A 22,393-nucleotide genomic window follows, 5' to 3' on the forward strand; every position below is an offset into this window, starting at 1 on the left:
GATATGTTTTATTTCTGATGATTTGGGGCTGCCCCGCCCTGCGGGCGGGTCGGGCTGTGTCGCAGCTCGCTCTTCGCTCGGCCCTGCGCGGGCTGCGCCCGCTGGGTCTGGCCTTCGGCCACTGCTATCCATCCCTCAGCCTCTGCGGCTAAAGCCGCAGCCAAGCGGCATAGCGCTTTGCGCTATTCGCAAAGATGGCGGGCTAGGGCCCGCCATATCGGCGGCTTCGCCGCCTCTTTGGACCAAAGGTGCCGCCTTGCCCAATTCCTTAGAGAAAATAGCTAAAGTTTTTGGGACAAAAAAAGGGCTGCCCCTAAAAGTCGACAGCCCCACAGATATTTCGGACAAAACTTAGTTCCCTTTAAAATTGGGCGCACGTTTCTCCAAGAAAGCCGAGGCCCCTTCCTTAAAGTCTTCGGTATTCACGGCATTGGCAAACTCGATCACTTCCTTCTCAAAGCCGCCCTTGCTAAAGTGGCTATTGACACATTCAATCACTTTTTGGATAGCGATAGGGGCTTTAGTAGCAATCTTCTCTAGGAGTTCTTTGGCCTTAGCGAGCTCCTCTCCTGCGGGCGTGACATAATTCAGCAAGCCGAGGCGGTAGGCCTCTTCGGCCTTAATCATATCGCCGGTCATGAGTAATTCGATGGCTTTGGTTTTGCCCAAGTATTGGATCAAGCGTTGGGTACCGCCATAGCCGGGGATAATGCCCAGGTTTACTTCGGGTTGGCCAAATCGGGCCTTCTCGCTAGCCACACGAAGGTGGCAAGCCATGGCCAGCTCACAGCCACCGCCCAAGGCAAAACCATTGACAGCAGCGACTACAGGAACCTTAAACTCTTCAATCAAAAAGAAAATATCTTGGCCATGTTGGGCCATCTCTAGACCAGCCTGAGCGTCTAGTCCAGTAAACTCGCTAATATCGGCACCGGCCACAAAAGACTTGGGGCCTGCTCCCGTAAGGACCACCCCTTTAAGGCCTTCTACGGCTAGGGCATCTTGGCCAAAAAACTGCTTGAGCTCCTTCAAGGTTTGTTGATTGAGGGCATTGAGTGCTTTAGGGCGATTGATAGTTAGTGTAATAATGCCGTTTTCTTCAACGGCCAAAAGATTCTGATAAGTCATAATGATATCTGATTGATCAAATGGATATTTTTCTATTGTGCTGCGTCTAGAGGCGAGCGCAGCGAGCCGGCCTAGCGATGTGCAGGGGTGGCCCGAAGGGCCAGACCTAGGCGGCCTAGCCGCCGCAGGGCCGAGCAGACTTGCGAGCCCCGAAACGTAGCGCCGACGAGCGTAGCGAGGCGGAGGCCCCAAACAGAAAGCTATTGCTTTCTTTGCCAGAACAGCAGGCCCCCAAAGATAAGAAAGCCGAGCAAACTCCCCAAGAGGCTGGGCTGCCAATAAGGGGGCGAAAACTGCAATTCGATTTGGTGTTCGCCAGAAGGCAGCAGAAAAGCCATAAAGCCTAGCTGGGCTCGATAAAGTGACTGTGTTTCTCCATTGACGACTAGTTGCCAATTGGGATCGAAAGGAATGGAGAGAAAGATCGCTACTGGCTTTTTCAGTGCTATTTCGCCTTGGAGATGCTTTTGGTCCAGCTTACTCCAGCTAACGACTTGGCCGCTTCGGTTAGCGATATCTTGGCCTAGTTCATTTGGGCCATAGGCCTGAGGGTTGAGATCAGTCAAGGGGTTATCTTGCAGGGCGGCAAAGACGGGCAAATCCTCTTTGGCCAAGACCAAAGTTTTGAGCAAAGCCATCTGTTGTCTAATTGATTGATTATCCTTGGGCAGAGCCTCCCAGCGCTCTTCGGAGCATTTTGTATCGTAAGCAAAGCCTAGCGGAAGAAACATACTATTCTTCCAGATCTTGACTGGCCCCACACTATCTTGCAAAACATAAAAGAAAGGATTGAGGGGTTCCTTAGCCAGCCAATACTTGCTGCTGGCAAGGACCTGCAACAAAGGCCGTTGGCGAATGCCGGGAGCCCAGCGGGTCTGATTTTCGTCTTTGGGATCAATCACTGCTGTTTTGGCCAAAAAGCGGATATAATTCTTTTGGTTGAAGGAGTGATAAGAGGAGGAGCCCTTGAAGTTTTGGACCTTGGCATCATTGAGGCCATTGTGCATAGCGGGGCTAGAACTATACATCTTCTCTATGCGATAAAAGCCGGAGTCTTGGGCTTCAATTTTGGCCAAAGCGGCCATACTTTCATCTTGGTAGCCTATGTTTTTGGACCATTCTTCTTTGCTGAGCATTTGGCGGTCGTTGCTATACACCTGCTTAGCCGAGAAAACCAGCTCGGCCAAAAAGAGCAGGGCCAGAAAACCAAAGGCCTGCAAGCGATATTTTTCAACGGCTAGGGCTGCAATGGCTAGCGCGCCCCCCAGCAAAAAGATAAAGAGCAGATTCTGCAAAGGCTGATCGACCTGTACCTCTTTGGCCGATAGAAAAGGAACATAGAGCAGAGCTGCCCAAAAGACAAGGCTAAAAATGAGCAGCCAAATATTCGGCTTGGCCCCCTGCAACAGCTTAGAGAGTCCCTTTAGGGCCAGAAGCAGCAAGCCCGTGGCCACAAAAAGCGAGTAAATGCGGTAATAATTACCTGCGTACAGCCAAATGCTATATCGGAAAAAGGGAATAAAAAGCGGGAGCAAGAGTAAAACCAAGGCGGCCAAGCTCAGGTAGCGTTGCTTGCCCTTTTGGAAAAAGAGTGCTTGGGGCAAGAGCAAGAGCAAAGGGAGAGCGATATAGAGGCTAGGCGCCTCTAGGTAATTATTCCAACCCTTATAGGTCAGAACATTTTGGCCATTGGGCAACTGTTCGTAGGCCGCGCCGAAGAAAAAGTTGGGAGAAAAGAGTCGGCCAAGGATCGTCAGGGCCTCTGCCTTTTGGGTACTGCCGAGGTCTTCCTGCATCAATTGGGTAAAAAATGCGGATTCTCCGCCCAGTCTGGGGCTATTGAGAATTTGGTCAATAGTACTAATTAGGAGGACCGAGCTCATGAGTAGGCCAACGGCTCCCCAGATCATTAGCCAAAGGTAGAGTTGGATAATGGCTTTTTTGTCTTTCTCCCCCAACTCCAAGAGGCGAAAAACGCTATAAACGCCTACAAAAAGGCCAATAATATAGAGATCCACTGGCATATTGAGGGCCAAGAAAAAGACCGAAAGGCCGAAAGTCTCTCCTTTTTGTTTGGCCAGCAAGCGCTCGAAGCCCCAGAGGCAGAGCGCCATAAAAACGGCTTGCGTACTGAAGACATACCAGCCTGCGCCGATGAGCAGAAAGCCAGAGAAAGCGAAGGCTAGTCCGCCCGTCATTTGGGCCAGGGGGGCCAACTGTCTATAGCCTAAGAAGCGAAAGAAAAAGAAAGCGGCCAAAAGCAGCTTGAGTGCTTCCATCCAAGCGATACCATAGGCCAATTGTTTTGGGCCGAGGAGATAGAGGGGCCATTGGAAGGGGTCGCCTAGGCTGAGGGGAAGAATATTTTGTCCCATTCCTTGTTGGAAAGACCAAGTAGGGAGCCCCTCTTTTTGGAGATAGTCGGCTACATGATGGAGTTGGGGATAAAACACATTGAGCGTATCGCTTCCAATATCTTTAAAGAGAAAAAGATTTGGGCCAAAGAGAAAAGCGCTAAAGGCCAGCAGAAGCAAGATAGTCGTCAGGCCCAGAAAGATATAGGTTTTATGGGGCAGCCATTTTTGGGGAATAAGCGAAGAGGGCATAAGGCGAAGAATTAGGGAAGCCTTTTATACTAGGGGCTTCTGTTGGGCTAAAATTGACTAAAAAAGGCCCTTCTCAGGGAAGAGAAGAGCCTATAGAAAAGATTGCTTGTTATAACTATTGTGCGCGCTTATTCGCCAAATAACTTACTCGGCGGAAGTTAGCTTTACGCAGTTCTGTTTTTACATCGGTGATGAGTCCCATTTTCACTTCCCCATCAATTTTCATGGCACAAGTCATTTCGTTGTGGCGTTCGGGGTTAATGGCCGAGCGTTCCACATTGACAAACTGCATGATATCTTCTGGTTTAGCGAAAGCATCGTTGAGTTGGATCTTAGGAGCCGAACCAAACTGAGCTTGATAAACGGGAGAAGGAGGACCGATGAAGATATGGCTCACCATAGATTTCTTCTCTAGCTTTTGTAGTTCGGTAGCTTGAGGAATTCTGACTCGCACCTTTACATCTGCATCACGCATTTTTGTTACTACCATAAAGAAACAGAGCAACATAAAAACGATATCGGGTAAAGAGGCGGTGGTGATACCTGGGGCATCCTTCTTTTTATTCTTCTTAAATTTAGACATGGTCTAGTGGTTTAAGATTTAATCAAATCGAGTGGGCTCCGCTTCAGAGAGGAACTTGGGATAATCCTCACGGATAGCCATACGGTCCTCTTTTTCTAGAGTTTGGTATGGGCGGCCAAAGCGGCGCTGGGCTTCTGACTCCCAAATGGCATTATAGGCAGCTTCTAGTTCGTTGTAGACGCCTAGGTAGGTAGAGTAATCGGTTCCATCATCATTTTGCAGCGAGATCACTGCTGCTTTGGGGTTATCTGACATAGTGGGGTCAGAACCATTGTTGGTGATAAAACGGATAGCTTTTTCCTTAAGGCTTTCTACGGGAAAGCCGGGCTCTCCTTCTACAGCAAGCTGATTGGCTCCATTGATGACCACTTCTAGTACGTTACGAGAGTTTTTATCCTGAGGATCTAGGGGTTCATCTACCCATTGGGGCAGGGTTACCTGTAGTCCAGAATCCGTTTGAATAGTTGTAGTAACGAGGAAGAAAACCAAGAGCAGGAAGGCGATATCGGCCATAGAGCCTGCGTTGATTTCTGGGATTTGTCTTTCAGCCATAATTCTTGATTTCTATGATTATGATTTAATAGTATCCCAAACTGCGGAGAAGACCCAGGCAGCGATACTGAGGAAGATCATGACCACGGCGAACAGGAGGAGGCCATCGACAAAAGCGACATCGGCACCTTCTAGGTGGTGGTTATGGTTTCCTTGAAAGACGACCAATTCTTCGGCAGTGGGAGTAGTACCCATTGCTTTGGTGACAAAGAAAACAACCAGCATTGCTCCGGCGGTAGCTAGGAACTTGATTGATTCTTTGATATTGAACGCCATGTATAGGACAGGGCCTACAACAGCGACAATAGCACAAATAAAAATGAGTAGATAAGTAATATTTAGCGCAGGGTTGAAGATTCCTGAAGCATAAAGCGTAGGCTTATCTGCTTGTTCTGGAAAGCCTCCAACGATCGCGAAGATAGAGATGAGAGACAATAGGGCACCTAAAGAGAAGCTAATTGTCACCCCATGCTTTTTCAAAAACTGATATGCACCGTTCATAAGGCATTTCTGATTTTTGGATGTGAATGGAGAAAATCAATTAGGCTTCTTTGCCATTATTGTTGTAGCCGTTATCTAGGAGGATATCAATCATAGAGATTGTAGCATCTTCCATTTTGTTAGATAGAGAGTCTACTTTGTTGGTAATCAAGTTGTAGAAAATCTGTAGGATAATCGCTGTGATCAGACCAAATACGGTAGTCAAAAGGGCTACTTTAATACCACCTGCTACATCAGAGGGGCGGATATCACCGGCGGCTTCGATCGCATCAAAGGCTGAGATCATACCGATTACCGTACCCATAAAGCCCAACATAGGAGCGAGAGCGATAAATAGCGCCAACCAAACCAAGCCTTTTTCTAGGAGGCCCATTTGTACGCTACCGTTAGAAACGATGGCTTTTTCTACAGCGTCTAGGCCGTTATCTACGCGGCGGAGGCCTTCTCCGAGTACTTCGGCGGTAGGGCCAGGAGTAGCTTTGCAAAGCTCATGAGCGCCAGAAATATCGTTGGTGCGAACATGCTCCTCAATTTTGGTCAACAACTTTTTGGTGTTGATGGTGGCCAAGCTAAGCGTGATAATACGCTCAATAGCTACAGCCAAACCAAGGATCAAACAAACCAATACGAAGGTCATGAATTCCCAACCTCCATCGATATAGTATTTCTTAATTTGCTGGTAGAAGGTTACTTTTTCTGTTTCAGCATCTGCAGTTTCTACATCAGCGCCAGATTCTTCTTCTGGGGCGGCTTCTGGAGTTTCTTCAGGAGTCGCAGCGGGGTCGGCTCCATCTTCTGGAGTTCCCTCTTCTACTTGTTCAGTAGGGTCGCCGTCTGCAGCGGGAGGATCTTGGGCATAAAGCGCCGTGGTTGAAATCGTTGCTCCCAAAACAAGCACAAGCAACAAAGCAAACAATCTTTTCATAATAGATGTGCGATTTAACAGTTTTTCGGAAAATTACTTTTCGTCTTTGCCAAGAAGCAAGAAATTACTTCTTAGAAAGCAGCTGTAAAGTTAAAGTGTAGTTGAAAATTTGAGCGCCTAAATTGCTTCAGGCGCTCGAAAATTAGCGGAGAGGGCGGGATTCGAACCCGCGGTACCCGTAAAGGCACACACGCTTTCCAGGCGTGCCCGTTCGACCGCTCCGGCACCTCTCCTGTTACTTCCTTGGCCCTTGGGCTTTTGGAACCGCACAAAATTTGTAAAATAAAGTTATAAAACAAAATTTTTTTTAAGCCTAAATTAACAAGCGCCTTTTTTTAGCTTTCATTTTGCCTTATTTCCTTCATTTTCAGGAGCCGCCTAATTTTCTTTTATCCTTAGCCTTTTGGGCCAATCTTTGTTTTATAGACGCCTCTTTTTAAAAAAGGGGTGTGCGGCCCTCTTTTTTTTCTAAAAAAACTGATTTGGAGTAGCTCCTTGCGTTTAGGGAGGGCCAAAGGCCCGACGGCTGAGGGATGGAAAAGGGGGGCCGCAGGCCAGACCAAGCAAAACGAGCGCTAGCGAAGTTTTGCGAAGGGCCGAGCAGACCTGCGAGCCCTGACACAGCCCGACCCGACCAAAGGGAGGGGCAGCCCCAAAACAAAAACGACCTACTCCAAATTATCATCTTAAAGGGTTCCTCTTAGCTCTTGCTCCCGCTCGATGGCTTCAAACAAGGCCTTGAAGTTTCCTTTGCCAAAAGATTGGGCGCCACAACGCTGAATAATTTCATAGAAAACGGTGGGGCGATCCTGTACCGGCTTGGTAAAAATCTGTAGCAAATAGCCATCTTCATCTCGGTCGATCAAAATATTGAGTTTTTTCAACTCTTCCAAATCCTCTTCAATTTTGCCTACTCGGTCCAAGACCGTATCATAGTAATTATCGGGCACATAAAGGAAGTCTACCCCATTGGCTCTCAACTGACTAACGGTCTCGATGATATTTTCTGTGGCTACGGCAATATGTTGTACGCCGCCGCCCTGATAAAAGTCAATGTACTCCTCAATTTGCGACTTTTTGCGGCCTTCTGCGGGCTCATTAATTGGGAACTTCACATAGCCATTTCCATTAGAAACCACCTTACTCATTAGGGCCGTATAGTCGGTAGAAATATCCTTATCATCAAAGGTAATCAGGAGGTTAAAGCCCATCACTTTTTGGTAATATTCTACCCATTTATTCATCTCGCCCCAACCGACATTGCCCACACAATGATCAATATATTTTAGGCCGACAGACTGGGTTTTCATGGGGCTTTCTTTGGCCATATAGCCCGGCATAAATGCGCCCTTATAATTTTTGCGCTCGACAAAAGTGTGCACGGTTTCGCCATAAGTATAAATACCGGCCAGCTTCACTTCGCCCTCTTCATCGCTCAAGGTTTTAGGCTCAAAAGCCGATTTTGCCCCTCTTTCTAGGGCCACTTTATAGGCATTTTCTGCATCATCTACCCAAAGGGCCAAAGTTTTCACCCCATCGCCATGCTTTTTCACATGCTCCGCTACAGGATGATCGGGTACTAGGGCCGAAGTTAAAAGCAAGCGGATTTTGCCCTGCTCCAATACATAGGTGCAAAGCTCCTTATCGCCAGTCTCCAAACCTCTATAAGCGACCAACTTATAGCCAAAAGCCGTTTGATAATAGTGGGCCGATTGCTTGGCATTTCCCACATAAAACTCCACATGATCGGTCCCCAATAGGGGCATTGCATCTTGGTTCATGTTACTGTTTTTTTTAACGTATTTAGATGATCTTGCTGTTTAGCGCCTAAACTTAAGGAATTTTTAGCGCTTTTTACTGTTTTTTGGGGCTGCCCCTTCCTTCGGTCGGGTCGGGCTGTGTCGTGGCTCGCAGGTCTGCTCGGCCCTGCGGGGCTTTCGCTTCGCTTCAGCCCCTGGGTCTGCGGCTTCGCCGCCCCACTTTCCATCCCTCAGCCAGATTTAATCGCGCTGCTTTGGCCATAGTTTGCTATGAATTTTCTGCTAGGCCAGCTATTTTTTAAGGGCATAGCCTTCGCTATGGCCGAGAAAAATAGGGCCGACTAGCGGGAAATTGCTGCAAACTATAAAAGTGAGTGCGTTTAAATCTGGCTATTGCCTGCGGCCCTTCGGGCCTGTAGGACCTAAAAATCTTGTCCTCGCTCTAGCATATTCCAACGCAAGCCTAGGCGGCCCCAAAGCGCCTGCGGGCTTTCTGTTAGGCCAGTTATTTTTTCTTGGCGGAAAGATAGGCCCAGGTCTACAAATAAATTGTGGCGCAGCTGATAGCTGCCCAATAGGTCCAGATATAATAAATGCGTGGCCAGCCCCTGCCCTATTTGGTTGCCATATTCCTGTTCTCTAGTAATATAAGAAAGGTGGATATTGCTGCCCCAGTTGCTGCCGCTGCTATCCTGCCCATAAAAGGCATAAGTACATTGGGCCCGAAGCTGTAGTTTGGGCATCGGTTGATAGCGAATAATGGCCAAAAACTCTCTAAAGTTGGCCCCTAGTGGATGGGCCAAAGGCTGATTATAATGCGTATAACTTGCCGAGCTATCTCTAAAGGTATAGGTATAGGGACGAACCGTATTAAACTCCAATTGCAGATCTAGATGATTGATATTGGCTAGATTTCGGTATTTGAGGCCCAATTGCAGGCCCTGTTTGTTGGCCCACCAGCCACCATTGGCCGCAGAAGGTGAACGGAAGACCTCTGAAAATACAAACTCATCAATGACCACTTGTCCATAAAAAGCAAAGCGCCGCAGAAAATCCCAGCGGAAATTGAGGCCCAGCATGGCATTATCTGGGCTGCCCAGGCCCTGCTCTACTGCCCGATAAAAAATAAGGGGATTGAGATATTGCAACTCAAATCCTTGCTCTCGACCGAAAACGATGGCCTCAAACAAGCCGATTTGTAGGTTTTTGCTCAGTTTGAGGTCTAGATAATGCGCTGCCAAATACTTTTTGGGATAGAGCCCATTGGCTATGGGCGCATGATCCTGCGTCAATTCTGCAAAGATATTGCGGTAATGCAAGCGCCAAATGCGAGTATCTAGTTGCAGATAAAAATAGTTGTTCGAGAAATCGGACAGAAGCAAAGAGCGGTGCCCATCGCCAATAAAATGGCGGCCATGGCCCAAGCGGGCCGAGATATAGGGCATGAGCTGAACCCCAATATGTCCCTGGGCCAGAAGATAATCTACTCCATCTTCTGGCGCATCGGTTAGTTGGCTGTCATATACCTTATAAAAGCCCGCTCCGGGCACCGCCCCAAACTGGCTAATTCGCTTTTGGATATGGGTGGAATAAGCCGCTTGATTTTCGGTTAAAGTGGTAGAAAAAAACAGCCGTTTAGCAATATCGCCCTCTAGGCGCAAGCCTCTACGGTTGAGGAAAAGCAGGTTTTGGCTTCCATCTTCTAGGCGCTCTCCTCCGGCTTGCAGATGCAATAAGGGATTGACCGAAAAATAGAAATCGCCAGCTTGCAAGGCATATAGATTGGCCTTTTGTCTGTAGAAATGCGACCAAAAACTTTTGGCTGCGGGGGCCAGGCTATCCCAAAGGGCATTATCGGCTAAAAGATAGCTAGAGTCTGGACTTTGGCTGGCTAGTTTGCGCAGATCGCTGCGCAAAAAGGGCCGCAGACTGCTATGTGGTCCTTCTAATTGTGGGGCAAGGGTCTGTGCTCGGTCCAGATAATCATCTGAAGGGCCCTGCAGGGGGCTATATTGGCTAGTTTGGGCCCAAAGATTAGCCGAAAGCAGCAAGGGCAGAAAATAAATGAGCGTTTTCATGAAAACGAATTAGAGCGTAAAGATGGCCCGCAGGCTAAACATATAGGGATTAAAATAAGTGTCCTTACGGATATTCATGGGGGCTCTTTGCCAGCGAGCATTGAGGCCCCAATTTTTGGTAAAGTAAAAGGTCAGGTCGGCCACAATCATAACATAATCCTTGCGGAAGTTATCAATTACGGCGGGATCATCCTGCCCATTGACTTCTACGGTGGCATTGAGGATGCGATTATAGGAGAGGCCTGCCCCAAACTGCATACGGTGGTAGCTATCCTTGCCATCTTCTGTAGTAATTTCCCAATCTTTGAGTAAGATAAGGACCGGCACCTCTATATTATTGAGGTGTAGGTAGAAGTTGCGAGGCGCCCCCTGAAGAGAGGGAGACTGGCTGCCTTGCTGAGAGAAAAGAATCTCTACGCCTAGGTCCCAAATGGGCGCCAAACGGGCCGTTCCTCTGGCGCCAAGGTTTAGGCCGGGCTTAGTATAGCCTGCGGCATCATCGCCATCTATTTGGGCCATATTTATTCCAGCAATAATACTAGCCGAAAAGCGATTCTGATAATCTGAAGACTGCGCCTGAAGCTGTAGCGCTCCAATCCATAAGGCAAGAAAGCATAAGATATTAAGTCGCATAATACATTTTATTTAATGTGAAGGGCTCAAAATACTGCGCTTTTAGGGGATTGGGAAGGCGGGGGCTGTTTTTTATCATTTTGGAAAATAGAAACGGTCTATAGGCTCTTCCCTATAGACCGTTTGTTACGGGCTTTTTAAATATGTTTTATTATTAAGTGCTACAAGCATTCTTTCAATTATTTCAGCCATTAAATCACCTAATAATAGCTTGTAGTCGTTATAGTCTTTCTGATCGATTTTAGAAGCTGTAAGTGACCCAGCTCCATGTGCTATACGATTTCGACTGTCTAACAAACTCTTTAGGTCTCTTTCCAAAAAATGTTGGGCTCCTGATAAACCTTCATGGACCTTTGAAAACTTTTCAATACCAAATAAAATCAAGCGATCATTCATGACCTTAAATCCCAAATTACTATTTGTGTTAATTATCGTGTTTAACTTAATTGGGTTCTCTGTAACAGTAGTTTCAAATTTTTGGTAGAATCTAATTTTCTGAGTTATTTTTTGAGGAGAATTAACCAATTGGCTAACCTGATCTTCAAGATGACGGACAATAATGCTATCTAAAAGATCAAATAATTCCACCTTCGCTCTTATCATCTCTTGATTTAAGAAGGAAATATATTCTGCAAGTAAATTTTGAAAAAAACCTTCCCAAGCAGCATAAAGCATAGCTATAGATTGCTGAGAAAGTATATTTTGCTGAACTTCTTTGAACGCTCCCCTAGTAGGCTTAATAAATGAAATATCTTCAATTTCTCTAAATAGCTCCAAATAATTATCTAGTAAGTTTTCAGTCGTTTGCTTAAAATCGTCTATTGTCATTTGTTTATTATTTCTAAATGCTATCACTCGCTAAATAAAGAGACTGCTCTTGTCAAACGATTTCTTGTTCGACTTCTAGAATTTGAAGCAGAGCCTGAGGCCTGTCTAAACACTGCATCTTCTTTTAATTCCTCTATTTTTCTTCTTAGGGCATCATAGTCATCTACAAAGCGTTCAAAGTTTTGCTCTAGGCCTATACAAATACCATCAAATAAAGCAGGAGTAAATTGGCCTCCCTGATTTTTAAAAATATTCTCATCCCCTAATTCCAACAAAAGATTAAACACCTTTTCAAAATTTGATACAAAAGGCTCCTTCTCAAAGGATGGGTTTTTTGAGAGCTTTTGCATAAAGTTATCTAAGAAAACCTCCATTTTATCGCTAATAGACTGATGCCTACCATTAGAGTAAGCTAAAAACCTTAAGACCAACTCTTGATTATACAATTCTTGCTTTTCAGCAGCAGACAACTGGTTTCCAACTAGACGCAAAAAGCTATCCTTCTGGCTTAACTCTAAGAGCATATCCGCTACCCTTACGCCATTATCCTCTGTCCGAAAAATAGCATTCCTAATTTCTTGTGGTTTCAACTTACTTCCGCCTGAGTTTAAGCGCTTAAACAACTCAAATCTCATCACCTTGCCAGTATACGACCTTAATATTTCTACTCGGCAGACTGCTCGTTTAATATTCAACTGCAACTTTCGGGGTAAGTCATAAAAACCATAACCTTCTAAAGCGGGTAATAAAATAGCCTTAGCTAACTTCCATTTATTCATCCCTCCCTCAGTTACATGCTCCTCACCTTCATCCTCATCCTCTAAACGAGGTGTTATTGAATAGTTTTTAGCTTCTGACAACTTCCCTAAAAAAGAAATAATGGTTGCTGTCCGCTGCAAACCATCAATGATTTCCCAGCGACCATCTTCTACTTCTAGCACAAAAATAGGGGGAATAGGAATAGCCAATAAGATTGACTCAATCAAGGCGGTTTTCTGGTCCTCCGTCCAACGGTATAAACGCTGGTATTCTGGTCGGATGATTAGTTCGTTATCGCGATACATATTAACCAGCTCCCCAAAAGAAATATTCATCCTTTCTCTAGATATTTCACTCCGTTTATTAGCTACTTGTTGTTCTAAATCTTCTTCTCTTATTTGCTGAGCCATAACTTATTTTTTAGTTTCTCCAATAGTTGAATATAGGGTGTTTTGTACTTTTTTCCAACAAAAACTAATAATAAGAAAGGCGGGGGCTATTTTTTATTGATGGTTTTGCCTTTTCTGCGCCTAGGCGCAGGAAAGGGAAAAGACAAAGTTTTAAACAGACTCTTATAGCCCTGGGCTGAAGCCCAGGGTTATTGACTGAGCGAACTGACGGACTAAAGTCCTTGTTCGCTTTTCTACTCCTGAAGCTATTCAGGAAACAAGAAAATGAACCCAACTTCTTTAGGGTTGAGCAAATTAGGTTTTGTTTTCAGGTCCTGCGGGTTTTAACCTACAGGTATATATATACATCCTACAGGCCCAAAGGGCCGCAGGCCTAGCGATGTGGAGGGGGGCGGCGCAGCCGCAGACCGAGGAGCGGAGCGACGAAGGGCCGAGCAGACCTGCGAGCCCTGAAGCGTAGCGCCGCAAGGCGAAGCCGCAGCGGAGGCCCCAAAACATCCCAATAAACACAAAAAAAAAGCTGAATAACTCTAAAGTTATTCAGCTTTTGGTCGGGATGACTGGAGGACAACACAGCCCCACTCAACCAACTGTATTACAAACTCTTGTTATTAAAATAACAAACCACTTACCTAGACACAGGCACCAGCCTTTTTAAATAACTTTCAAGCCTAAAAGTTGCTCTATTCTCTATACTAAAACCGGACATTTAATCTGAAAAGCCCTATCTTGTAGACTAGACAAATAAAAACTATCCATAGTGCAGCTCACAATCCAAGTAGATAAATTACGCCAAGAAATCAACACAAGCATAGACAAAAAGAAAAGAGCCAAACAAGGTCAATACTTCACCCCTATGCCAGTAGCCGTTTTCATGGCCTCTCTATTTGAGAAAATGGAAGGCAATATTCAACTACTAGATCCTGGTTGCGGACTAGGCTCATTAACTGCAGCATTCATAGATGAATCGCTAAAAAGATCTAAACTTCAAAAGCTTGACATAATAGCTTATGACAATGATCGCTCTATGAGCCAACACATCAATAGCAGTTTGAAATTATTCCAGGAACAACTAGAAGCCCAAAACATTCCCATCCAGAGTAAATTTTTAAATGATGACTTTGTACTGGAGATGAGCAAGAAAGTCGGAAATGGTCACCCCCCACTCTTTAGCCATATCATCATGAATCCGCCTTACAAAAAAATAAAGAGTAAAGGAGAACACCGAAAAGCCATGAGCTATGCAGGAATCGAAACTGTGAACCTATACAGTGGTTTTATGGCCTTGGCATTAGACCTCCTTAAAGAAGGTGGTGAATTGGTTGCGATCATTCCACGCTCCTTTTGCAATGGTCCATACTATAAAGCATTCCGAGAAAAAATACTAAAAGATAGTAGCATCCAGCGCATTCATGTATTTGATAGTAGAACAGATGCATTTTCTGATGATGGCGTACTTCAAGAAAACATCATCATTCACCTCATAAAAGGGAAAAAACAAGGCAAAGTCCTCGTCAGCTCTAGTCCAGATGCTCAGTTTTATAAATCAGAAAAAGATGGACGCATTCAGCATGATCAACAACTCCTTAGAGATTTAGACTTTGACCGAATCGTACAGCTGGAAGATGAGGAAAAGTTTATTTATATCGCTCCTACAGAAAAGGATCAACTCATTTTTGATAAAATGAAAAACTTTAAAACCAGACTAAAAGATTTGGAATTAGAAGTTTCTACGGGCCCTGTGGTTGACTTTCGATTAAAAAAAGACCTCCTAGAAAACATCGAAGAAGGAGCGGTTCCACTACTCTATCCTATCCATCTCAATGGAAAAGTCAACTGGCCTAAGGTTTCTAAAAAACCTAATGCCATCAAAATTTCAGCTGACTCTAAACGTTGGTTATGGAAAAATGAAGATTGCTTTGTTTTAGTCCGTAGATTCAGTTCTAAAGAAGAAAAAAGGCGCATCCATGCAAGCTTTTATGATGGTGGGCTAAAAGGCGATTATATCGGGTTTGAGAATAAACTAAATGTCTTTAATTATAAAAAAAATGGTTTCGATAAAGCTATAGCTCTAGGACTATTTGTATACCTCAATTCTAGCCTCTTAGATGCTTTCTTTCGCCTCTTTAGTGGACATACTCAGGTGAATGCTACCGATCTAAGAAATATCCCTTATCCCAATAAAAAACAGCTCCTAGCTTTAGGTGCTGGAGCAAATATTCCCCTTACACAAAATGAAATTGATCAACGGATAGAAGAACTTTTATAAATGGACTTAACAAAACATATTCAAGAAAAAATAAAGCAGGCCATTGAAATATTAAAAAGCCTAGGCTTGCCCTCTCAACAACAAAATGAGCGTTCCGCCTTAACCCTCTTGGCCTTGCTTGACCTCAGACCTGATGGCAACTGGAAAAACTTAAAAGCACCTTTAATAGGGGTAACGCCTATTATGGATTGGATGAAAGAACACTATAAGAAAGAATATCAACCGAATACCCGTGAAACTATTCGCAGGCAGAGTCTACACCAATTTAAAGCTGCTGGTGTCTGCTTATATAATCCAGATAAACCGGATCGTCCTGTTAATAGTCCAAAAGCTTGTTATCAAATTGCAGCCGAACTAAAGAAACTACTTACTCTTTACAATACAAATCAGTGGGAACAGGAGCTGGAAAATTATTTAGAACAGCAAAAAACACTAGCAGCAGAGTATGCTAAAGCTAGGGATATGGAGATGATTCCAGTGGATCTAGCAGAAGGCGTTGAACACTATTTAAGTCCTGGTGCCCACAGTCAACTGATCAAAGAAATTATTAAAGAATTTGGAGCTCGCTTTGCACCTGGAGCGAAAGTTTTATACATAGGCGATACGGGAGCTAAAAATGATCTTTTCTTAAAAAGAGATTTTGTTCAATTGGGTATACAACTAAACGAAAAAGGACAACTGCCGGATGTTGTACTGTATTGGGAAGAAAAAAACTGGCTCTTTTTAATCGAGTCTGTCACCAGTCATGGTCCTATAGATGGAAAACGCTATTTAGAGCTCAGCCAACTCTTTGCGGATTCTAAAGCTGAACTTATTTATGTTACCGCCTTTCCTGATCGAGCTAGTATGCGGAAATATACTGCAGATATTGCTTGGGAAACAGAAGTTTGGATTGCTAATAATCCTGGACACCTGATTCATTTTAATGGAGATAAGTTTTTAGGGCCTTATAAAACATAAAAAATCTTGGCCCTAGACAAGGGAGCCGAGCTGTCACTATCATCCGTTGCTTATTCTAGTGGTTATGTCAAACTTCAATTCTGTCCCGTCCTGATTCTGCAACCACTTTGCATACTTTATATGGGGGCCAAAACTACGAGGTCGAGTCTGCCATCAAGCAGGTCGTCAATCAGGCCATTGTCTCCGAGCAGGTCGTCGACATCTTTGATGCGGCGGGGATAAAAAAGCCCGAAATCTCCATCTTGAATGAGGAATTTCTGGAAGAGATGCGGGGGATGAAGCAGCGCAATCTAGCGGTAGAAGTGCTCAAAAAGCTTTTGCGGGATGAGATCGTTGTTCGTTCCAAATTCAATTTGGTTCAAAGTAAGAGCTTAATGGATATGTTAGAGAGCAGTATACAGCGCTATCAGAACAAGCTCATTAGCACTGCTGACATTTTAGAGGAATTGATTCAGCATGCAAAGGATATTCGGGCTGCGGACCAGCGGGGGGAGAATATGGGCTTAAGCAAAGATGAGTTGGCCTTTTATGATGCGGTAGCCCAGAACAAAAGCGCCAAAGAATTATTGGGGGATGAGGTGCTGCTCAAATTGGCCCGCGTACTAGTAGATAAGGTACGGGCCAGTGCGAGTATTGACTGGCAGGTCAAGCAATCGGTTCGTAAAAAGCTCAAAGTAATTGTCAAGCGGACCTTGCGCAAATATGGCTATCCACCCGATTTGCAGAAATTGGCTACGGAAACCGTCTTGGCACAGGCAGAGTTACTAGCGGAGTTTTGGCAGTAGGGCGAGCCGCTTGGGGTAGAGTAATACCCCAAGCGGCTTTTGCTTTAGCATTTAAATCTGCCCATTAGTACGAATTACACGATTTCCGGCGGCATCCCTATCTTTAAATAGTCCAAAACGTCCATACTCAAGATCAATAGCGGCAAGAACATCAGGGATTCCCTCAAAGACAGTCATCCAGACAGAATAATGACTTTCTAGTGCGCTAAGGGCAATTTGCGCTGCCATTTCGGGGATAGGGGCTCGTCTCCAATTATTCAAGCTTCGATTGGCTTTGTCCCAAGCTTCTTGTCTAGAGCGCCATCTTGTGTCTGCAGGAGTTGGGGCTGCATGTCCAGGTAAACGATCCAAGCCCATTAGATGAATGGTATTTTCTGCGGCCTGAGCTAAGGTTCCAGTAAGCCCTGTCTTTACGCTTACTTCATTAGCTGAGTTATACTCAAAAGCCAAATCTGTATTATCTTGATCGGGCCATAAATAACCTATTCGGTTAAGATTGCGACTAGATTTTATGGTATTACAATATTTGCAGGAAAGTAGAAAATTATCCCAATCTAAGTCCGCTCCACCATTAGCCCTCGGATGAACATGCTCTACTTCCAGCATATTGTGAACAGACATTTCGCAATAAGAGCAATAGTAGCCAATTCGGCCAGCCAAATCATGTTTAGCATCTCCGTATTTTTGATAGACATTTGGCGCAATTCCTTTTTCTACGGTTCTCATTCCTTTCCTTTTTGGCTCTCTTGAATGATGCGTTCTTGTTCTAAGATTGCATAAAAGGCAGTGTCTTTAGCAAAAGGTTTCATGGCCTTGTCCAGCTCTGCTTTCATTTCGGGGGTGGCTCTGCCCTCTTTAACTGCTTTATAATAAGCAGTTGCTTGCTCAAACATATATTGCCGGCTTTTGCTCCATTGAGGGTTTTCCACATCTTGAATTTCTTCTGCAATATCCTCTATAGACAGATGGTTAGCAGAGCCAATAGTTGCTTGATTATTTTTTAGTTTAATCAGTTCGTTTTCGGCAGCTTCTTGAATAAGGAAGGGCGAATGCGTACTCACAACAAACTGTAAATTTGGGAAAGTAGATTTGAGGGCCTTAATCATTCTCCGTTGCCATTCTGGATGCAGATGTAAATCTAGTTCGTCAATCAAGACAATTCCCTTTGTTTCTTTAAGTGCTTCTTCTTGTAGTTGAGGGTTTAGGGTAACACATTTATGGGCTAAATCAGCCATAATAGCTAGAAAGTTTCGGCTACCATCACTAAGTGCATTAAAAGATAGAATTCGTTCATCCTCTAACAGCATTTTGAGTCCTTCTGGTTTATCAGGATCAAACTCATAGTACAAGTCCTTACAGTCGGGCACATTTTCTACAATTGCCTTTTTAACTAAGTTAAAGCTAAGGTCTTCTTGTCTTTTTTGGATAATTGATATTTCTTTAGCTTTAAACCACTTTTGAAATTGGTTGTGTGTAGACTTTGCTTCTAGACAACGATCATAAGCTCTAAATCTGCTGCTAATTTGCTTTGTTGTTGTCGATTTATTTTTTTGTGCCAAATCAAAAAGACGACCTGTCGCATAATAGACAAGCAGGGGCAATTCTACATTTTGCCCTGTTCTTACTTGATTTTCTGCTTCAGTAGCAATCCGCTTGATGCTAGAAGCTCCTCTAGAGGTCGTTCTATTTTTTCTTCCCTTTAAACTTCTTGCCCAATCAACCGAAACTCCCTGAACCTCTCCACGAGCACGCACAACAACAGGAAAGACATACTCTTCATTGTGTTCAAAAGTTTTGATGTGAATATCTTTATTTAGAATATGTCGGCTATCCGTATTTCTAATCCCTAAGAAATAAGACCCCATAGCTACTGTCAATGCTTCTAAGATAGCGGTCTTACCACTTCCATTATTCCCAACAATGATATTAAAGTGGGGGTCTAATTTGAGCTTTAACTGTTCAAACCCTCTAAAATTATAAATTTCAAGTTCCCTAATTCTCATTATGCCGAAGATTTAAAATGAAGAAGTCCATCAACTAAAGTACATAAAAACACAAAAAAAAAGCTGAATAACTCTAAAGTTATTCAGCTTTTGGTCGGGATGACTGGACTTGAACCAGCGACCACTCGCCCCCCAGACGAGTACTCTACCAACTGAGCTACATCCCGATTCGCTAGTAGCGTTGTTGTTTGTGGTCACAAATATAGGGCAATATTTTTTAGATCCAAACTTCTAGCGATTATTTTTTTTAATTCCCTCCAAAAACATCCCGGAGACGGTCCAAAAAGCCCTTTCTACCGCCTTTTTCCTTGGCATTGGGAATAAAATTTTTGCTGTCGCGTATTTTTTCTAAAGCGCGGCGCTCATCCGAAGATACATTTTTAGGCACCCAAACCTTGACATGAATGAGCTGATCGCCCTGGCCATATCCTCTTAGAGAAGGGAGGCCCTTGCCTCTTAGACGAAAGACCTTGCCGCCCTCGGTACCCGCAGGTAAGGTCACCTTGACCTTGCCCGTTAGGGTGGGCACCTCCACAGCGGTACCTAAGACCAAATCGGCAAAATTGACGTCTAGCTCATAATGAATATTATTGCCATCTCGAGCAAAGAGCTCATGCTCCTTTTCTTGGATATTGATGAGCAGATCGCCAGCAGGACCACCGTTCATGCCCGCATTCCCTTTGCCATGCATAGAAAGCTGTAGGCCTTCCGATACACCAGCAGGAATGTCAATTTCTAGGGTTTCTTCGCCATAAGTACGGCCCTCACCACCACAACTAGTACATTTGCTGGTAATGCTTTTTCCAGAACCATTACATTGGGGACAAGCCACGGTGGTTTGCATTTGGCCCAAAAAGGTGTTTTGCACCCGACGCACATAGCCGCTGCCATTACAAGTACCACAGGTCTTGATGGAGTTGCTATCTTTGGCCCCAGAACCGCCACAGCTGGCACAACTGACGTACTTCTTAACCTTAATCTTCTTTTTGGCGCCCTTGGCAATTTCTTCTAAGGTAAGGCCAACCCGAATACGAAGATTAGAGCCCTTTTGGCCACCTGCAGCCCTACGGCCACGGCCTCCTTGCTGCTGACCGAAGAAGTCGAAACCTCCTCCGCCGCCGCCACCGCCAAAGATGTCGCTAAACTGAGAGAAAATATCTTCCATAGAGAAGCCACCCGCACCGCCAGGTCCAGCACCCTGATTCACGCCAGCATGCCCATAACGATCATAAGCTGCCCGCTTTTGGTCATCATTGAGCACCTCATAGGCTTCGGCTGCCTCCTTAAATTTTTCTTCTGCCTCGGGGTTATCGGGGTTGCGGTCTGGGTGGTACTTCATGGCCACCTTGCGATAGGCCTTTTTGAGTTGCGCCTTTTCCACATTCCGATCTACGCCCAACACTTCATAATAATCTCTTTTCTGCGCCATGACTCTTTATCTTCTTTTTTATTGGCCCACTACAACCTTAGCGTAGCGGATGATTTTTTCATTCAAAATGTATCCTTTTTCCACGGTATCAATCACCTTGCCCTTGAGCTCTTCTGTGGGAGCGGGCACTTTGGTGAGGGCCTCATGAAAATCGGGATCAAAGGCCTGGCCAGTAGATTCCATTTCTTCCAATCCTTTTTGGACCAAGGCTTTTTTCATTTTTTCATAGATGAGCATAATGCCATCATCTAGCTCTTGGCCAGCTTTTACCGCCCGATCAAAATCATCGAGTACAGGCAAAAGCGACTTAATCGTATCGGCTGCAGCAGTTTGGATCAGCTGCAGTTTTTCTCTGGCATTGCGCTTTCTGAAGTTGTCAAATTCAGCATAAATACGCAGGTATTTATCCTTCATTTCGGCCAGTTCTTGGGCCAATTTTTCTTTTTCGTCTTTGGGAGCTGCCGTTTCCTTCACAGTCTCCTCTTCCTGAGTTTGTGCATCTGCTTGCAACTGCTCCTCTTGTTGCTGTTGCTCCTCCTGAGGATCTAGTTGTTCCTCCTGCTTCTTTTCTTCCATGATAATATATATATAGTATGACGGTGTTTAAACGATTTCTCCGTTGGCCTTTGTCAAGTTTTTTGCCAGCCGCAAGATAAAGACATCTTGGCAGTTTTTTCTTGCTTTTTGGCAGTTTGTCAGTTTGTCCTGACAGGCCGAGGGGGAGCCATTATTTTTTGATTGATTTTTTGGGGCCTCCTGCCTTCGGCAGGCGGTTACTCCCTTCGGTCGTCGAACTGCACCCTAAAGGGCTTGTTGTCGTTCCGGAGCTCGCTGATTTTTTGGGGCCTCCTGCCTTCGGCAGGCGGTTACTCCCTTCGGTCGTCGAACTGCACCCTAAAGGGCTTGTTGTCGTTTCGGGGCTCGCTGTTCGCTCGGCCCTGCGGCCTGACGGCCTTGGTCTGCGGCTTTGCCGCCCCCCTGCACATCGCTAGGCCATAAACGAGCGCAGCGAGCTGCGCCCAGCAGGCGGCAAAGCCGCCGCAAAGGAGCGAAGCGACGCGGCTGAGGGATGGATAGGGTGGCCCGCAGGGCCAGACCGAGCAAAAATGCGCAGCATTTTTTGCGAAGGGTCGAGCAGACCTGCGAGCCCGGCACAGCCCGACCCAAGGCCGTAGGCCGCAGGGGCAGCCCCAAATAAAACTTCTTAATTTCCTGTTAAAGCTTTAAGTTTGTTCCCTCCTATTTAGGATAGTGACGACTAACTCATTTTAAAAAAAAACAAACTATGCGTTTATTTCAAATCGGGCTATTTTTGGCCCTCTTTTCTGGTATTTTCCTTTTTTCTTGCCAAGATAATGCCCCTCAACAAAGCGAGGAAAAAGCAACCGTAGCCAGCGATAGCAGCCAAGAGGAAAGCAGCGCCTCGCCTAGCCCCTTGAGCGCTGAAGAGCAATTGGCCAAAATAGAGCCCGCCGCCCAAGCCGAAATGGCCAAGCTCAATGAAACGGCCTGCGCTTGCCTGCAAGAACATGCCGAGGCCATCACTAATTTTACCGATAAGGCCCTGCCCGCTATTGCCGAAGCCAAAGAAAAAGGAGGCGTTAGCCTAATGGAAGTTTTGGGCCCCTTGATGCCCGATATGCGCAAGATGAAGGGCTATCGCGAATGTGGCAGCCAGGCAGATAGTAGCATCAACCAAGCTCTAATTGATGAGGCTATGGCCAAAATTTTGGGCGAAAATATGGACCCCAAAGCCGCTAGCGAAAGCAAAATAGCCATGATGAACGCCCAACTCAAACAAAACTGTCCCGATGGTTTTGCCATTCAGGAAAAAATTACCGCCTTTGCCGAGGCTGGCCAAAGCTTGCAAGGAGAGCAGCCCGCCGCCCCTCATAAATAGGCCTTGAAGTAGAAAACTGGCTAGTGATTTTATCGCTAGCCTTTTTTTGGGGCAAAAAAAAACCTCCAAGCCAAAAGCTTGAAGGTTAAAGTGGTTTCGGGCGGGCTCGAACCGCCGACACACGGATTTTCAGTCCGATGCTCTACCAGCTGAGCTACGAAACCAGCTGTTTTTGTTTTGCGTGGCACAAATATAAGGCAGTTTTTTAAACTTCCAAAGGTTTTCTAAAAAAAACTATATTTTTTTTGTTTGCTTAGGACCTAGCCTTAAAGTTTTTTAAAAAT

18 protein-coding genes, 3 tRNA genes and 1 pseudogene are annotated in these 22,393 nt (G+C 45.1%); 4 read left to right on the forward strand and 18 right to left on the reverse strand.

Annotated features, from left to right (window positions below; all coding sequences use genetic code 11):
• Positions 1 to 351: 351 nt before the first annotated feature.
• The 12 genes from SAPGRDRAFT_RS04475 to SAPGRDRAFT_RS04535 form a co-directional block, all read right to left on the reverse strand.
• Positions 352 to 1,128, reverse strand: coding sequence for an enoyl-CoA hydratase/isomerase family protein (locus SAPGRDRAFT_RS04475; RefSeq protein WP_002657542.1), 777 nt, complete (start codon positions 1,126 to 1,128; stop codon positions 352 to 354).
• 200 nt (positions 1,129 to 1,328) lie between these two features.
• Entirely contained in the window at positions 1,329 to 3,734 is a 2,406-nt protein-coding gene (locus SAPGRDRAFT_RS04480; protein WP_002657543.1) for a YfhO family protein, read from the reverse strand.
• Between the two features lie 115 nt (positions 3,735 to 3,849).
• On the reverse strand, positions 3,850 to 4,317 hold the full coding sequence (locus SAPGRDRAFT_RS04485; protein WP_002657545.1) for an ExbD/TolR family protein: 468 nt from the start codon (positions 4,315 to 4,317) through the stop codon (positions 3,850 to 3,852).
• A gap of 18 nt (positions 4,318 to 4,335) precedes the next feature.
• A complete protein-coding gene (locus SAPGRDRAFT_RS04490; RefSeq protein ID WP_002657547.1) occupies positions 4,336 to 4,869 on the reverse strand; it encodes an ExbD/TolR family protein in 534 nt (177 codons plus the stop codon).
• An 18-nt stretch (positions 4,870 to 4,887) separates the two neighbouring features.
• The gene (locus SAPGRDRAFT_RS04495; RefSeq protein ID WP_002657549.1) at positions 4,888 to 5,370 is read right to left on the reverse strand and encodes a hypothetical protein; all 483 of its coding nucleotides are present in this window, start codon (positions 5,368 to 5,370) and stop codon (positions 4,888 to 4,890) included.
• A gap of 40 nt (positions 5,371 to 5,410) precedes the next feature.
• Positions 5,411 to 6,295 carry a MotA/TolQ/ExbB proton channel family protein gene (locus tag SAPGRDRAFT_RS04500; RefSeq protein ID WP_002657550.1) on the reverse strand — a complete coding sequence of 295 codons (885 nt, stop codon included), beginning with the start codon at positions 6,293 to 6,295 and terminating at the stop codon, positions 5,411 to 5,413.
• A 146-nt stretch (positions 6,296 to 6,441) separates the two neighbouring features.
• Positions 6,442 to 6,528: transfer RNA gene (locus tag SAPGRDRAFT_RS04505), tRNA-Ser, on the reverse strand.
• Positions 6,529 to 6,981: 453 nt separating this feature from the next.
• Positions 6,982 to 8,076: a 4-hydroxyphenylpyruvate dioxygenase gene (hppD, locus tag SAPGRDRAFT_RS04510; RefSeq protein WP_002657552.1), complete on the reverse strand. Its 1,095-nt coding sequence runs from the start codon at positions 8,074 to 8,076 to the stop codon at positions 6,982 to 6,984.
• Positions 8,077 to 8,477: 401 nt separating this feature from the next.
• The gene (locus SAPGRDRAFT_RS04520; protein WP_002657553.1) at positions 8,478 to 10,133 is read right to left on the reverse strand and encodes a capsule assembly Wzi family protein; all 1,656 of its coding nucleotides are present in this window, start codon (positions 10,131 to 10,133) and stop codon (positions 8,478 to 8,480) included.
• A gap of 9 nt (positions 10,134 to 10,142) precedes the next feature.
• The gene (locus tag SAPGRDRAFT_RS04525) at positions 10,143 to 10,766 is read right to left on the reverse strand and encodes an outer membrane beta-barrel protein (RefSeq protein ID WP_002657554.1); all 624 of its coding nucleotides are present in this window, start codon (positions 10,764 to 10,766) and stop codon (positions 10,143 to 10,145) included.
• 126 nt (positions 10,767 to 10,892) lie between these two features.
• Entirely contained in the window at positions 10,893 to 11,594 is a 702-nt protein-coding gene (locus tag SAPGRDRAFT_RS04530) for an MAE_28990/MAE_18760 family HEPN-like nuclease (protein WP_002657556.1), read from the reverse strand.
• Positions 11,595 to 11,617: 23 nt separating this feature from the next.
• Positions 11,618 to 12,688: a DUF262 domain-containing protein gene (locus SAPGRDRAFT_RS04535; protein WP_216593845.1), complete on the reverse strand. Its 1,071-nt coding sequence runs from the start codon at positions 12,686 to 12,688 to the stop codon at positions 11,618 to 11,620.
• 835 nt (positions 12,689 to 13,523) lie between these two features.
• Between SAPGRDRAFT_RS04535 and SAPGRDRAFT_RS04540 the strand changes: the two genes are divergently transcribed.
• The 3 genes and pseudogenes from SAPGRDRAFT_RS04540 to SAPGRDRAFT_RS04550 all read left to right on the forward strand — a co-directional run.
• On the forward strand, positions 13,524 to 15,032 hold the full coding sequence (locus tag SAPGRDRAFT_RS04540) for an Eco57I restriction-modification methylase domain-containing protein (RefSeq protein WP_002657559.1): 1,509 nt from the start codon (positions 13,524 to 13,526) through the stop codon (positions 15,030 to 15,032).
• Entirely contained in the window at positions 15,033 to 15,992 is a 960-nt protein-coding gene (locus SAPGRDRAFT_RS04545; protein WP_002657560.1) for a BsuBI/PstI family type II restriction endonuclease, read from the forward strand.
• Positions 15,993 to 16,114: 122 nt separating this feature from the next.
• A pseudogene (locus SAPGRDRAFT_RS04550) lies at positions 16,115 to 16,777 on the forward strand (DUF3387 domain-containing protein); the annotation flags it as partial.
• A 51-nt stretch (positions 16,778 to 16,828) separates the two neighbouring features.
• On the opposite strand, the gene SAPGRDRAFT_RS04555 reads toward SAPGRDRAFT_RS04550, so the two are convergent.
• The 5 genes from SAPGRDRAFT_RS04555 to SAPGRDRAFT_RS04575 all read right to left on the reverse strand — a co-directional run bounded on the left by SAPGRDRAFT_RS04555 (position 16,829) and on the right by SAPGRDRAFT_RS04575 (position 20,785).
• Positions 16,829 to 17,503: an HNH endonuclease signature motif containing protein gene (locus SAPGRDRAFT_RS04555; protein WP_002657561.1), complete on the reverse strand. Its 675-nt coding sequence runs from the start codon at positions 17,501 to 17,503 to the stop codon at positions 16,829 to 16,831.
• Complete coding sequence (locus SAPGRDRAFT_RS04560; protein ID WP_002657562.1) at positions 17,500 to 18,780, reverse strand: AAA family ATPase; 1,281 nt, start codon at positions 18,778 to 18,780, stop codon at positions 17,500 to 17,502. The genes SAPGRDRAFT_RS04555 and SAPGRDRAFT_RS04560 overlap by 4 nt, the downstream gene beginning before the upstream one ends.
• Before the next feature lie 91 nt (positions 18,781 to 18,871).
• A tRNA-Pro gene (locus SAPGRDRAFT_RS04565) sits at positions 18,872 to 18,947 on the reverse strand.
• An 80-nt stretch (positions 18,948 to 19,027) separates the two neighbouring features.
• The gene (dnaJ, locus tag SAPGRDRAFT_RS04570; RefSeq protein WP_002657563.1) at positions 19,028 to 20,209 is read right to left on the reverse strand and encodes a molecular chaperone DnaJ; all 1,182 of its coding nucleotides are present in this window, start codon (positions 20,207 to 20,209) and stop codon (positions 19,028 to 19,030) included.
• An 18-nt stretch (positions 20,210 to 20,227) separates the two neighbouring features.
• The gene (locus SAPGRDRAFT_RS04575; protein ID WP_002657564.1) at positions 20,228 to 20,785 is read right to left on the reverse strand and encodes a nucleotide exchange factor GrpE; all 558 of its coding nucleotides are present in this window, start codon (positions 20,783 to 20,785) and stop codon (positions 20,228 to 20,230) included.
• Positions 20,786 to 21,494: 709 nt separating this feature from the next.
• On the opposite strand from SAPGRDRAFT_RS04575, the gene SAPGRDRAFT_RS04585 reads away from it, so the two are divergent.
• Complete coding sequence (locus SAPGRDRAFT_RS04585) at positions 21,495 to 22,109, forward strand: hypothetical protein (RefSeq protein ID WP_002657565.1); 615 nt, start codon at positions 21,495 to 21,497, stop codon at positions 22,107 to 22,109.
• Positions 22,110 to 22,200: 91 nt separating this feature from the next.
• On the opposite strand, the gene SAPGRDRAFT_RS04590 is transcribed toward SAPGRDRAFT_RS04585, so the two are convergent.
• A tRNA-Phe gene (locus tag SAPGRDRAFT_RS04590) sits at positions 22,201 to 22,273 on the reverse strand.
• Between the last annotated feature and the right edge of the window lie 120 nt (positions 22,274 to 22,393).

The organism is Saprospira grandis DSM 2844 (genome assembly GCF_000275825.1).
GTDB lineage: Bacteria > Bacteroidota > Bacteroidia > Chitinophagales > Saprospiraceae > Saprospira > Saprospira grandis_A.